The organism is Actinomyces sp. ICM47 (genome assembly GCF_905369875.1).
Lineage (GTDB): Bacteria > Actinomycetota > Actinomycetes > Actinomycetales > Actinomycetaceae > Pauljensenia.
In genome coordinates this window covers 42,163-55,996 of record NZ_CAJPJE010000007.1, presented here as the reverse complement: position 1 = coordinate 55,996, position 13,834 = coordinate 42,163, and the positions used below count along the sequence as shown (strand labels likewise).

Annotated in this window: 10 protein-coding genes; 1 reads left to right on the top strand and 9 read right to left on the bottom strand. The window is 64.4% G+C overall.

Annotation, left to right across the window (positions count from 1 at the left end; genetic code table 11):
• Nucleotides 1-129 precede the first annotated feature (129 nt).
• The 9 genes from QZ149_RS02730 to QZ149_RS02690 all read right to left on the bottom strand — a co-directional run bounded on the left by QZ149_RS02730 (nt 130) and on the right by QZ149_RS02690 (nt 11,633).
• Nucleotides 130-666, bottom strand: coding sequence for a hypothetical protein (locus QZ149_RS02730; protein WP_291449719.1), 537 nt, complete (start codon nt 664-666; stop codon nt 130-132).
• 1,212 nt (nt 667-1,878) lie between these two features.
• Nucleotides 1,879-3,942 carry an FAD:protein FMN transferase gene (locus QZ149_RS02725; protein WP_291449676.1) on the bottom strand — a complete coding sequence of 688 codons (2,064 nt, stop codon included), beginning with the start codon at nt 3,940-3,942 and terminating at the stop codon, nt 1,879-1,881.
• 58 nt (nt 3,943-4,000) lie between these two features.
• Nucleotides 4,001-4,564 carry an FMN-binding protein gene (locus tag QZ149_RS02720; protein ID WP_291449673.1) on the bottom strand — a complete coding sequence of 188 codons (564 nt, stop codon included), beginning with the start codon at nt 4,562-4,564 and terminating at the stop codon, nt 4,001-4,003.
• On the bottom strand, nt 4,561-5,373 hold the full coding sequence (locus QZ149_RS02715) for an ABC transporter ATP-binding protein (RefSeq protein ID WP_291449671.1): 813 nt from the start codon (nt 5,371-5,373) through the stop codon (nt 4,561-4,563). The genes QZ149_RS02720 and QZ149_RS02715 overlap by 4 nt, the downstream gene beginning before the upstream one ends.
• A 10-nt stretch (nt 5,374-5,383) precedes the next feature.
• Entirely contained in the window at nt 5,384-6,568 is a 1,185-nt protein-coding gene (locus QZ149_RS02710; protein WP_009648271.1) for an FtsX-like permease family protein, read from the bottom strand.
• 5 nt (nt 6,569-6,573) lie between these two features.
• The gene (locus QZ149_RS02705) at nt 6,574-7,851 is read right to left on the bottom strand and encodes an ABC transporter permease (protein WP_291449666.1); all 1,278 of its coding nucleotides are present in this window, start codon (nt 7,849-7,851) and stop codon (nt 6,574-6,576) included.
• Nucleotides 7,852-7,861: 10 nt separating this feature from the next.
• Nucleotides 7,862-9,181, bottom strand: coding sequence for a DUF2318 domain-containing protein (locus QZ149_RS02700; RefSeq protein WP_291449664.1), 1,320 nt, complete (start codon nt 9,179-9,181; stop codon nt 7,862-7,864).
• Between the two features lie 137 nt (nt 9,182-9,318).
• Complete coding sequence (locus QZ149_RS02695) at nt 9,319-9,951, bottom strand: iron transporter (RefSeq protein WP_291449661.1); 633 nt, start codon at nt 9,949-9,951, stop codon at nt 9,319-9,321.
• Between the two features lie 56 nt (nt 9,952-10,007).
• A complete protein-coding gene (locus QZ149_RS02690) occupies nt 10,008-11,633 on the bottom strand; it encodes an FTR1 family protein (RefSeq protein WP_291449659.1) in 1,626 nt (541 codons plus the stop codon).
• A gap of 328 nt (nt 11,634-11,961) precedes the next feature.
• Here QZ149_RS02690 and QZ149_RS02685 point away from each other — a divergent pair, with 328 nt between their 5' ends.
• Complete coding sequence (locus QZ149_RS02685) at nt 11,962-12,753, top strand: type II CAAX endopeptidase family protein (RefSeq protein ID WP_291449657.1); 792 nt, start codon at nt 11,962-11,964, stop codon at nt 12,751-12,753.
• The last annotated feature ends 1,081 nt before the right edge of the window (nt 12,754-13,834 follow it).

The window sequence follows — 13,834 nt, the reverse complement described above, 5'->3', positions numbered from 1 at the left end:
CGCTGCGGCATCTGATCGGGCACATATCCACGCATTCACTTGTTACCGATGAGGCGTTACACCCGATCCGTAGGCATTACACCCCTTCTGTTCGGGTGCAGCGCCACGTAACGGGTGCAGCGCCTCCGATCATGTGTATGACCCTTGCAACCGCCGTCGGGATGCCCCCGTGTGAAACCGCCGATTCGGTCCGTCGCAGGCCTGTGTTGGAACCGCCCACAAGCGCTGTGCCGATGCGGGGATCGATGCTTGGTATGGCGCTAATAACTCAGTCACCCAGGCTCTCAGTCGCACTAAGTCTTCATAATCCGGCCAGGACACCCGATAGATCGTCCAACCAGCGCTGCGCAGATCATTTTCACGTTGAATCCATTCACGTTTCGCCTGAGCAAAGTCAGCTTCATTCTTTCCGAGCTTTCCGATCCCATCGAACTCAAAAATGATCATGAGACCAGGAATCGCAATGTCTGCAAAGTACTGTCGCCCATTGACAACGATTTCATACTGGGTCACCACTTCGAACGCACAAACGGACTTCACAACCCATAGCAAGGCGGCCTCGGCAGGATTATCACACCCCGGATCAGCGGCTCGGATGAGGGCTGCTGCTCGGCGCGCCGGTATGTTGTCGTTATGTTGACGCCACTCCGTGAGCCTCACGAGCATCTCTGACCGAACCCCCTGTGCCCGATCGCGACACTCTTCCTGCGAAAAGAGGTCAAAGGACGACTGCCTATTCAGCACCATGCAGATCCCCACAAATGCGCTCAGGGACTCAGACCAACAAGCCATACGAACCGCCGCATCGATGACGCCTTCAGCCAGGACGCCACCAACAGTCTGTAGCTCTCTCTCGAGAGGTGATACAACAGACCATCGCACCGAGACCCCGGGTACGAGGACCCCTGCTGCGCGAACCGCGCGGAGAGGCTTACTCCCACGCCGAGTAGGAGCCCAGACGTATACGTCCGGATTCGCCTCCCACAGAGGAATACCTCGAGAAGCAAGTGAACTTGCACCAACGAATACTCGATCCCCGCTCCCCAACGCATGGACGGCGAGGAGACGAGCTCGCGCCACTGTTATCCAAGTGCGCCACGGAGTGTCAAGAAGACGCGTGTCTTCGACTCGAACGTAGCATCCTCGCATCACGTGTAAGAAAGCGCCTGATTCTTTTTCCTCATGCGCCATGCGACACGCCTCCGAGGAACGAATGACTGTCAATTGGTGGCTGCTCATATGTGGATTCTCGCAGCCCCACGAGTTGAGATCATCAAGGCGATCAACCCCTGTGGATAACCAGCGACACGAACAAGGGACTGTGGATAGAGTGCGAGGCAGCCTTCCCCCCTGTGCGAGGCAGCCCTCCCCCCTGTGCGGCACAGTCACCTCTGCACACGCCGACCACACTTTCACTTGTTCTGAGGGGCAGCGCACCCGATCCGTAGGCATTACACCCCTTCTGTTCGGGTGCAGCGCCACGTAACGGGTGCAGCGCCGGTGGCTCGCCCCCTGCACACCAGTCCACACACAACGGCGATAACGCGGAAGTATTCCTGAAGCACGTCGGCAATTATCGAGGCCAACCTCAACAACGATCCCGTGCCTCACACCGCCCAGCTGACGGTCATCACAGTTGCCTCAGTACTTTCTCAACGGGTGATCGATCACAGGGGCATCGGACAACACACGGTTGGCTCCAGCACTCATGGCTTCCGCCGCATAGAGGTCGTCAGCCGAGCGACAGCTGGAACGAACACGCCCTTCGAACCTTCGGTTGCGAGTCTCGGCAGTGTCACATCACGCCTGGCGGGTAGACCACCTGAGCCACGCCCCCTCGCACCGCAGGCACCGACCTGGCCGGACCGCGCCTGGACCTCACCCTTGCTCTGCCCGCGCCAGGCCAACGATCTGCGCCGAGGCCGGGGTGCCCGTCACGCGAGCCCAGCGCGCCACGACCGCGTCAACATCCAGCGACGGGTCAACGAGGAGCGCCGTCGACAGCGCTTCTGCCAGCACCCCCGACGTCGCCACCACGCTCACCTGGCGCACCCCCGCACGCGCCGGATAGCCTGTGCGCGGGTCGATAATGTGGTGATCGAGCAGGCGCGAGGAGGGTGCCGCCCCATCGACGTGAGAGGACGCGGTAGCATCGGTCGCGTACACGGGTGTTTCACGAGTTGTTTCACGCAGGGACGAGGCCTGCCCTCCCCCGGTGGGCGCGCCCGGCTCGGCAGCAATAACAGTGGCATGAGTACGGCCATCAGTGCGAGCCTCAGCAATCACACCATCAGAGCCAGCGCCACCCGCTACGGAACCCTCGCCCGACACGCCACCGCTGGCATCACCACCGGCACAGTCCCCACCACCCTGCGCACCGCCATGCACACAGCCACCCGCACCTGTTTCACGCGACGTTTCACGCGCGGCAGCGTTTACTGCGACGCTGCTACCAGCCCCGCCGCTACCATCGACGGGACGAGCGGCATCGCAGTGCTCGGGTGCGTACTCGCGAGCATGATCATCAGCAGAATCAGCAACCCCACGCTCGCCGTCGCGCGCGGCGCCAAGGCCGCCCAGCGGTCCCAAGTTGTCGCCGGACGTTGACAGGGATGCCATATCGCCCACGGGAAGTTCCACGACGCCAGAGACGGCCGTGGGCGCGCCGCGAGGGTCCCGCATGCCAACCCGCCACGCAGAACCGTCGGCACGAGTCCCAAACACGGCCACCGACGACGTCCCCACCGACACGAGGACGCCGCGCGCCCCCATAGACACCGCGAGATCGCGGCATGCATCGGCCGTGTATCCTTTCGCAATCCCGCCGAGGTCCACGCGCGGACTCAGTGCGTCACGCCCCTGATCGCCCGGAAGCACAGCCACGCCCGTATCCGTCTCGCAGCCCACCAGCGCACGCGCGCCCGAGGCATCAACGCGTGCCGCGTCTTGAGCACCGCCGGAACGAGCGGCACCGGCCCTTCCCCGCCCTAACGCGCCTTCACGCTGCTTATCGCGGGTACCGTCGCCTGGCACGCAGCGCGCGCCAGGTCCTGCGGCATCGGTCCTGCACGCAGAGTCGTCAACGCTGCTCAGCGCCCACTGCCTCTCGCCGACGCGCGATAACGAGCGCCACGACGAGGCATGCACCGCCGCCTCGACGACACGAGCAGACGGCGCGGGAGGTAACGGCGCACCCGCGACGAAGGCGGCCCGCATGGCCCGCACGTCCCACGCGGCAACGAGCGGCCCGACCAGCGGATTGAACGCTCCCCCGGTCGCCTCCGCGAGCGTCAGCGCGTCGCGCAGTAGCCGGTCGGTTTCTTCGCTGACGACGAGGCCTGGGCTGACCCCCGCATTAGAGGTTCCTTCGCGGGATGGTTGCGGGCGGTGACAGGAGGCATGCGGTGCATCAGAATTCTTGGTTGTGTCGGAGGACGTAGCGGACGCTCCAGCGGCTGTGGGGTCACCGCTCCCATGCGTGCCCCTGATCGTGAGAGTCCCTGAATCTGGCACGCACGAGCTATCAACGCGGAACGCAGCGTTGAGCCGCGATATCTCCGAGGAGGGCCGGAACACGCTCCACAGATCTTCGTGACGCGCCACGACCTCGACGAGAGCGTTCACGATAGCCATGCCCTCGCCGCCCCACCCGATGATATCGACACGGGTGCCCATCGCTGGGAAGGAAGAGCGCCACATCGGTGGGACGGAGGGAACCGCAGCCCCCTCATGAGCAGCGACACCGGTGTGCGATTCCTCTGCGGCGCCCGGCACGCCGGAGACGCCGCGAGAATCGGTGGCCGCATCGCCGCACGTCTCAGCCGCAGTATGCGACGCACCCGCCGCGCGAGCAGACCCCGGGAACATAGCCACGGCCTCGTCCCCCGAGCCGCCCGCAGAGCGCACGACACCCACGGAACCCCCAGAGCGCACAGGACCCACAGAGTCCACGGCACCTACAGACACCGCAGAGTCCACGCAGCCCACGGCGCGCACGGGCTCAGCTGTCGGAGCCGTCGACGTCGCTGTCCTTCATGGAGTCGTTCAGGCCGGGGATGTCGATGTCGTCGGCACCGTCCGGGGAGACGCCCTGTGCGGCGGCGATGGCGCGGATCGCGGCCTGCACGAACTGCTGGTGGGCGACGGTGGCACCGGTGATGACGTCGACCTTGGCGGGGTCGCCGACCTGGGTGAGGTTGTCGGAGTACTCCTGGTAGGAGGCGACGGCGGCCTGTGCCTTCTTGTAGTAGTCCTCGTTGAAGACTTCGCCCGACGAGCTCTTGCCGTATTCGGCACCCTTGTCGGTGCCGTCGGCGAGCGTCGTCTCGTAGGAGGTGGCTGTGATGCGCCCGCCTTCGACGGTGATGGTGATGGTGCCGATAGAACCCTGGTCGTCGGCGTTGGACTGGGCGGTCCAGGTGCCGTCGCTGAGCGGCTTGCTCATGTCGAGGCCGGTGGTGGGCGTGCAGGCGGCCAGAATGGTCGCGCCGAGCGCACCGAGGACCGCGAACGAGGCCGGGGCGACCCAACGGGACCGGGTATCGAGCGTGGTGGGCGTGGTCATCGCACCTTGTCCTTTCCGCTGCGCGCAACGCCATCGCGGCCAGGCAGAACCAGTCCGGAGGCGCGCTCTTCGAAATCGTGGTCGTGCCACGTTTCCTTGACGACTTTACCGTGGTCGAGCCGGATTTCGCGCTGGCCCTGTTCGGCGACGAGCGCGTCGTGTGTGACGACCATGAGGGTCGTGCCGTCCTGGTGGAGCTGGTTGAACAGGTCGAGGACGATTTCCTCGTTGGTTTCGTCCAGGTTGCCGGTGGGTTCGTCGGCGAGGACCAGCTTGGGGTAGTTGATGAGGGCGCGGGCCACGCACACGCGCTGCTGCTCGCCGCCGGAGAGCTGGCGGGGCAGGTGGCTGGCGCGGTCGGCGAGACCCACGCGGTCGAGAGCCTCGAGGGCTTCCTTTTCGTCGGGCATCGAATGGTAGTACTGCGCGACCATGACGTTCTCGAGGGCGGTCAGGTGGCCGATGAGGTGGAACTGCTGGAAGACGAGGCCGATCGTGCGGCAGCGGACCTCGGTGAGTTCGTCGGCGGTCAGGTCGGAGATGTCGTGCCCGTCGAGCATGACGGTGCCCTTGGTGGCCGTGTCCATGGCTCCGACGATGTTCATGAGGGTCGTCTTGCCGGAGCCGGAGGGGCCGACGATGGAGACCCACTGACCGCGCGGGATCTCCAGCGACACGTTGTCGAGGGCGTGCAGGTCGCCGTAGATCTTGGAGACGCTCTCCAGGCTCAGCAGCGCGTCCGTGGAGGCCGACGAGGCCTGGGCGGCCTCGGGCGCATCGGCGGCGGTGGGGGTGTCGGGGGTAGTCATGGTGGCTCTCTCATTCTCCGCGCAGGACGAGCGCGGGATCGACGGCCAGTGCGCGGCGCACGGGCGGGAGGCAGGCGAGGACGGCAATGAGGATGGAGCAGGCGACCGTGCCGAGGAGGATCACGGGGTGCAGCGAGATGGACCGGTGGAACACGGAGGTGGAGATGAGGACGGCGAGGCCGTAGCCGGCCCCGGCACCCAGGACTCCTCCGATGAACCCGAGCATGACGCCCTCACCCATGAACTCGCGGGTGATGGATCGGGCGGTCGCGCCCAGGGCCTTGCGCAGGCCGATCTCGTTGCGGCGCTCGGTGACGACGGCGATCATCGTGGTGGATACGCCGATCATGGTCAGTGCCAGGACGATGACGGTGATGACGATGAGCAGGGACCTCAGCATGGTGAGGACGCCCGCGTCGGACTGGGCGAGACGTCGCACGGTCTGGGCGTGAATGTCAGGGTTTGCAGCGTTCATCGCGTCCGCAACGGCGCTGAGCTGTTCGCCTTCCAGGGTGATCGAGTACTCGGCGAGCGACACAGTGCCGCTGGTCCCGGTCAGCGCGTCCATGTCCGAGGTGGACATGTACACGTAGCCGTCTTCGTTGCCTCCGGTCTTGAGGATGCCGGACACGGTCAGGGTGACGGTCCTCGGATCAACCTTGAGGGCCGAGGCCTGCGCCCCGGACTGCGCGGCAGCCTTCGACGAGGCGCTCGCGTCCAGTTGGCTGATTGTGATCGTGTCTCCGGCCTTGACGTCGATGGTCGAGGCAACCTGCTCGCCCACGAGGACCTGGCCCGAAGCCTCGGGCCACTCCCCGTCCACAAACCAATACGGGTTCATGGCATGCACGGCACCCAGGTCTGCCCCGCCCGCGACGTAGGGCTGGTCGTTGATGGTGACGGTCTCGTAATCAAACGCGGCGGATCCGACCAGAGCGCTCGCGGGCACCTGAGCGGTCGAGGTGGCCACGGCCTCGTCCGTGAGGACCCCATCACCAGCGGGCGTAACGACGAGGTTCGCGCCGTAGGAGCGGATCTCGCGGGCCATCTGCGCGGGCACATCCACCGCGATAGTGACGAGGCCGGACAGGGTCGTCGCGCCGATGGCGACGGCGAGAATCGCGATGAGGACGCGGGAGCGGCGGCGCAGGATGGAGGAGATGACCATCCGCCAGAACATTGCTCGTCTGGACATAAGCATCACCTTCCGTGCAGGACTTCGGCCGCGTTGAGGCGCAGCAGGTAGCGGATCGCCGGGATGGAGGCTCCCAGGACGACGAGGATGACGAGGACGGCGACAAGGCCGACGACGACGGGCGCGAACGCGATGGACGAGTGGAAGACCATGTATCCGATCGCCTGGGCCAGAGCGAGGCCTCCGCCGTAGCCGAGGACCCCGCCGGCCAGGCCCACGATGATCGTCTCCGTGAGGAACAGGGCGATGATCTGTTTATCTTTCGCGCCCACGGCCTTCATGAGGCCGATTTCGCTGGAGCGCTCCATGACGCCGGCGGTCACCAGGTTCGCGATCGCCAAGGCCGAGGCGATGAGAGCCAGGATGGTCACGAGGACCATGAGCAGCTGGGTCTTCTCCAGGATCGTGCCTTCGGACTGGGCGACCTGTCGGACAGGGCGGGCCACGGAGTCCGTCATGACTTCCTCGATCTGGTAGGCGATCGAGGAGACGTAGGCCGTGCAGTACCACGTTTCCTTCTCGGACACGCTCAGCGAGTTCGGGTTCTTCGCGGCCTTGCGAGCCAGGTCATTGTCGGGGGTCGTCAACGCCGAGACCTCGACGCTCCCGACGGCCCCCTCACGCCCAATGAATGTCTGGGCGGCGGGAAGCTGGATAAAGACGCCGCGGTCGGCGTCGTCACCGCTGGTGATGATCCCGCGCACCGTGAAATCCTGAGAGACGCCCTCGCGGGTGAGCGTGAAGGTATCGCCCACGTTCAGGCCGCGCGCCGAGGCGTAGGAGGTGCCAATGATCGCGCCGGTCGCGTCATCGTCCGCCGGCCACGCGCCCTGAAGGCCCCACCAGCCGCGCAGCTTGTCCAGACCGGTCTCGACGCTCTCACCGGTGGCCAACTCGAGGTGATGGCTGAACCACGTCCCCGTCGTGGGCACATGCTCGCCGCTGGCGTCGGTCGCCGACACGTTCAGCAGCGGCGCAAAGTCGAGAATGTTGTAGGTCCAAAAGATCGTTTTGATGTTGCCAAGCTCATCCTCGCGCAGGTACGAGCGCGCCTCTGAGGTCTCGCCCGTGTTGTACAGGTCGTCGAGGACGGCCGCGCCCTGCGGGCGCACCACGATGTTCGCGCCGTAGGACTTGAGTTCCTGGTTGACCTTGTCGCCCACGTTGAACATGACGGAGAGCATGGACGTGGCCACACCCGCGCCCAGGGCGACGGTCAGGGCGATCATGAGGTGGCGGTTACCGCGCCTCGTGAGGGCCCCTCGCAGCATTCGGAAAAACACGTGAGTCCCTTTACTTCGCGAAGATGGAGGCCGAGGCCTCAAGCGCCGAAATCGGCACGGTCAGTGTCCCGTTCGAGACCTTGTAGTCAATGGGGATGGGGTTACAGCCACCCTTAAAGCCGATGGTCGCGATGTTCATCGCCACTTCACACAGCTTGCAGATGACCTTGCCGTCCTTCTCGTAGTAGCCGGTGGGGCCGCAGATCTCACACGCATCCAGACCCACACCATAAGAGGAACCGGACTTTTGAATGACGATGAAACGCACCTTCACGCCGCCCGAGGTCGTGTACTCGAAGCGGTGCAGGTGGCCGTCAGAAATGTCGGCCAGGTTGACGCTCACCTGGTCCTCGACGACGCTGTACGACTCGGGGGCGGACAGCTCAACTTCCTGGCTACCGTAGGCGACGCCGACGGTGATGAGCAGCGCGCCGCACAGGTAGCCGATGGCGGCGGTGCCCGCCATGGACTTATACAGGCGCGAGCGGGCACGGCCCAGGCGGCCCTCGGCCGGGTTAGCTCCAACGGTCGGAATGGAGCGCGAGGCCACCCACGTCAAAACAACGACGACGCCCAGAGCCACGGCGGCCACGATGGTGAAAACGGCCTCATTGTTGATGAACCAGGAGATGACTGCCCACGCTTCCTTGGACGTCTTGATCCAGCGCTTCGCCTTGAGGATGCGCACGAACAGCAGCGCGTAGTTCGACAGCAGCGCAGCCAGGATTACGGCTGCCGGCCATACGCGGTTATTCCACGCGCACAGCCGGTACGACACCCACGTCAGGAAACACACGAGCACCCACGCCAGCGCATAACCGACAATCGCGAGCACCATCGGCGTCGAATACAGCTGCACGCCGCCCGACGTCATCATGAGCGCCTGATTCATCGCGGTGGGCACGGCACGGAACAGGGCGAAAGCAATGAAAAGCGCGCCGACCAGACGCACGAGGCCGTCACCGCGCAGGGCGGTCTCCATGGACGAGGCCGCCCGGGCCTCGTCGTCCATCGTGTTCGTCAGGTGGGCGCGCATCCGGCGTGCGCGTACAGCAACCAGAGCGAGGAAAATCAGGGCGAGGGCCACCGCGATCGGCAGCGTATAGAGGCCCACGGTCTGGCGGTTAACAGACTTGGGGGCTTCAACGTTGATAATCGTGAGGACCAGGGAGGACGCCACGCCCACGATGATGCCGCCCCACACGGCCCTCGAGCGCGCCAACTTTCCGCGGCGTCCCCGTCCAGCTGCGGGCATGAAGCGGATGACGGCTCCGACGGCAAGCATCGTCAGCAGCAACGTCAGCGTCGCCTCACTCATCTGCACAAGCATTGGCTTTCCTCTCTCACCAAAGGCACACCGAAGTCATGCGGCTCCGGTGCCGAGTGTAGTCCCCCACGGGGGCACGGGGCGAGGCCAGTGATCCCGGGTGGAACCACGGCCTCGTCCCCGCGTTGCTTACGCGTCGATCACCACGAAACGGCGGTGGGGTCCCACTGCCAATCCGGGAACTCGGCGACGAGGGGCTCGGTCCAGAAACGGCCCTCAACGCCCGTGGTCTTATCGGTGTGCAGCAGCCAACCGCTGGGGGGCTTGATCGTGAAGGTCACGTCGTAGGTGCCGGCGTCGAGCTTGGGCAGGTTCAGGCCGTAGTGCGGGCCGTCGGACGCGTTCATCGGCATGAGCGTGCCCTCCTGGACGGCCGTGCCGGACTTGTCCTTGATCGCGTAGTCGACGGTCAGGCCGGGGACGAAGTCGCCCGCGCCGTAGCCAAGCTTGTTGTCAGCGGCGGCGGAGACGTCGGCCTCAATGTGCATCGAGGACTCGGCGGCCGGGGTACCCATCTCGGGCTCCATATCGACGGGCTGGAAGTAGACGCCGCCCACGACGAGCGGGCCGACGTGAACATCGTCACCCAGGGGCTGCTCCTCGAAGCCAGCGTCCTCGCCGGGCGCTGCACCCTCGGAGGCCGAGGTGGAGGTGGAGGTGGAGGTGCCCGTCTTGGAGGTGGACGAGGAGGAACCGGCGGAGCAGGCCGCCAGAGTACCTGCGAGTGCCAGCGTGGCCAGGGCCGCGCCGACGCGGAACAGAGAACGCTTCATATGATGATCTCCTGTGCGTGTTGGTTGGGTAAAACGTCGGTGTCGCTCGAGAGGAGTCAGTCCTCAGCCCGCGACTGGGCGGCGGCCTCGCGGGCGAGGCGAGCTTTTCCGAAGAAATAGAGACCGACGATGATGACGAGAACGATGGCTTGCGCGGCCAGGTTCTCCACTCGGGGGTAGATCCCCAAGAGGTCAATGGTGGGGAAGCCGGAGATGGGCGTCAGAGACACGACGTCCGCCTCCTGCAGTTCCCCGATACCAGAACCCGTGAACGTGAAGGCCATGAAAGCCATCAGCAGCGAGGTAATGGTGAAGAAGGGGCGCAGCGGGATGCGAACCGCCGCGAACTGGATGAGCAGGTAGATGACAACGAGGGCCACGAGGCCGACCGCCAAGCCGATCCACACGTAGTGGACCTTGTCGCCCGCGGCGGCGACGATCGGGACATAGAAGAGGATCGTCTCGGCACCTTCGCGCAGGACCGCGAGGAAGGAAATGAAGGCGAGGCCCAGCAGGGAGCCGCTGCTCAGCGACGCATCCGTCTGCTTCTTGATGTACTCGTCCCAGGCCTTGTTGGACGACTTGTTGATCATCCAGTTGGAGACCCAGATGAGCATGACGACCGCGAAGAGCGCAGCGAAGCCCTCGAGGAGTTCCTGGTTCGCGCCCGCCAGGGAGGTGACGTAGCTGAAGAGGACGGCCAGGCCGATGGACAAGGCGAAAGCGAGCGCCACACCGCCCCAGACGATGGGGGTCTTGTTCTTGTGTCCGGCCTTGGCCAGGTAGGCCAGGACTGCGGCGACGACAAGGATCGCCTCCATGCCCTCACGCAGGATCACGAGGAGGGAGGGCAGGAACTGGGCGAGCCACGGGGAGGTGCCCGAATCCTGAGTGGCCTTGCCAGTGTAGCCGTCGAGGCTGTTGGCATCCTCGCGGATGTAGTTCGTCAGCGTCGCGAGGTGCTGGTCGACCGCCGCCGAATCATCATCGGTCATGGCCTTCTTGAGGAGAGAGAACTCCATTTCGACCTGGGAGACGCGCGAACCGGAGATACGGCTCATGACCTGCTTCTCCATGCCGGTGATCTCGTAGTGCTTGTAGTAGGCCTCGTTGACCTTGTCCTTACCGGCCTTGGCGTCGCCGCCCTTGTAGGCGTTGGCACCGTCATTAAGGATGCCGTTGATAGTCTTGGCGACCTCGCCCCACGCGCCGGGGCTGTAGTCGTCCGACGAGGCCTGGGAGGACGTACCGGGGGCTACACCGTCCAGGGACGCGGCGTCTTCAACAATGTACTGCTTGAGGGTCGTGGCATGACTGTCGACGCCCGCGCTATCACCGTCCGTCATGGCCTTCTTGAGGAGGGAGAACTCCATTTCGACCTGAGAGACACGCGAACCGGAGATGCGGGCCATCACCTGTTTCTCCATACCGGTGATCTCGTAGTGCTTGTAGTAGGCGTCGTTGACCTTATCCTTGCCGCCCTTAGCGTCGCCCGCCTTAAAAGTGGACACGCCTTCGTCGATGAGGCCGTTGATCGTCGTCGCGACGTCGCCCCACGTCTGGTTGGCCGCGCGCGACGGCACAGCGACAATCGCCACGACGAGAGACGCCATGACCAGGGCGACGAGAAGACGAATAGACCGCTGGACAACATGATCTGCGCGAGCACGAAGCACTGCCATCGCTTGCCTCCTGATGGACCGGCGTGATGGGCGCGCCGGGTTGATGAAATTCCTATCAAGCAGCGTAGCCACATCTGTGCCAGGACGATAGTAGTCCGATTAGGTTCTCCTAAATTGCAACCCCGTCGTAACGTTATTTAGCGCCCTCTCGCACTCACCTTCTGGGACCAAAGGCCCGCAATTATTGTTTAGTGACACGATGCCATAAACGCGCTTGCTTGCAGCGATTAGTCAACGTCACCACTCCCCCGCCAGACGCCGTTCTATTTCAAAGTCTGTCAGAATATCCCCGCACCACCCTTCAACGACAGGAAGCAGGCAACAGCCCGTGACCACCGACCCTCGCCCCACCGAAATCTCCCTTTCGCCACAAACACCGACCGAATTCCCCAGCCCCCTGCCTATCGTCACCACGACGACGTACGCCACCCCGGCCTCGTCCCCCACGCGCCCCACCCGCACCGACTGGGGGCGCATCGCGATCTTCGGGATCCCCTACGCAGCGTTCTTCCTGGTAGGAGTGCCGACATGGATCTTCCCCGCATCGTGGAGCCTGACCGCCATCAACCTAGCGATCGACACGGTTTTGTTGATCGTCGTCCTCGCATTCTTCGCACGCGAGTTTTTCCCAGCGTTTTCCTATCTGCGCACGCACCCCTTCTTGAAGATCCTGCTGCTTTTCGGCCTGTGGATCCTGGTCGTCATCGTCCAGGCCGCGACCCGCATTGCCCTCTACGGAGGCAACCCGCCAGTTGCCGAAAACCAACAGCAGGTCATCAACGCCCTGAATGACGGGACCCTTGGCCTGGCGTTCTCCTTCTTCGTGACCGTTGGCGTGCCCCTGGTGGAGGAAATGTTCTACCGCCACATCCTCATCGGCAAGCTCAGTGCGTATGCACCCACATGGCTCGTCGCATCGATCTCAGCGGCGCTGTTTGCGTACATGCACTCTCACCAGTGGCAGGACTTCTTCTCATACCTGCCGCTCAGCATCGTCCTGACGCTCATCTACGTGAAGTCCGGGAAGAACGTCGCCTACTCATGGCTGTTCCACACGCTCAACAACACGATCATGGTGGCCTTGATGTTCACCATGCAGGGAGCTTTGCAGAACGCCTGATTGATGGGTGTGGTAGTGCCCCGCCCGGCTTCGGGCGGGGCACTACCACACCCACGTGCGAGTCCGACAGGTCACGCGTTACACCCCGGCGATCACTGGCTATACCCCAACCAGCCACGCGCAAGCTGACAGGTGACAATCTGGTCCCCATCATGCGCACGTTAACCCGCTAATCCGCACGCGGGCCCTCTAATCCGCACGTTAACCGGCTAATACGAACCTGGGCAGCCCCGCCCACACTCCAACTAGCGGGTTTGTATGCGACGTAGCGGGTTACCGCTCGCAACATCGAGTTCGCGCGCGAACAACACACCCTACCAGACGCCGTTGTGCCCAAAACGCAGACCACCTCGCCCACAACAGCCCATTTTCAGCGTTTTTCGCCGAGGTGGTCTGCACTTTGAGCACCGCACCACCACGAACCGCGACCTCACTGCCTCAAAACGGGGGAATGGAACTATACGAGGACCCGACACGTCGGCGACACGCCGCCAGCTAGGTCCTCATGCTGCAAACCCCCCGAGCGGGCCAGATTGGAAACCAACGCAGGGCATACAGCCCCCGGCTGGTGCCCAACTGCGGTATCCGGGGGCAGCGGCGGGGCCTGGCCGACCTTCAAAGCGACGCCGATCACCCACCAACACACCAGGCACCGCCGGCGTGGAGGGCGACGCGTGAGCTGCGGGACGAGAGAGGCCTGGCTGTGGGGCTTGGCGGCGGTGCCCGTGGGCGGCGGGGCCTGGATGGGATGTGCACAGCAATGAAAAACCCCACCTGTGTGGAGGGTGCCGGAGGGTCCGGAGGGCTTGGCCGGGCTTCGAGATCGACGACTCCGAGCCGAAGGCTCGCGTGTGGCGATCTCGCGGGCGGCCGGACCCGACGGCACCCGGAACACCCGTGGGGCCACAAGCAACATCGGAAACCGGGCGGGCCGCCGCCCACCGGCACGCACAGCGACCCAGCCCAAACAGTCAGGCCTCGCGACGCCCGGAAAACCGGCGCACACAGCCCCACAACGACACGAGGCCGCGACCGGTTTCCCGGCCACGGCCTCGTCGCGCTCAATCAGTGCCACTCAGCA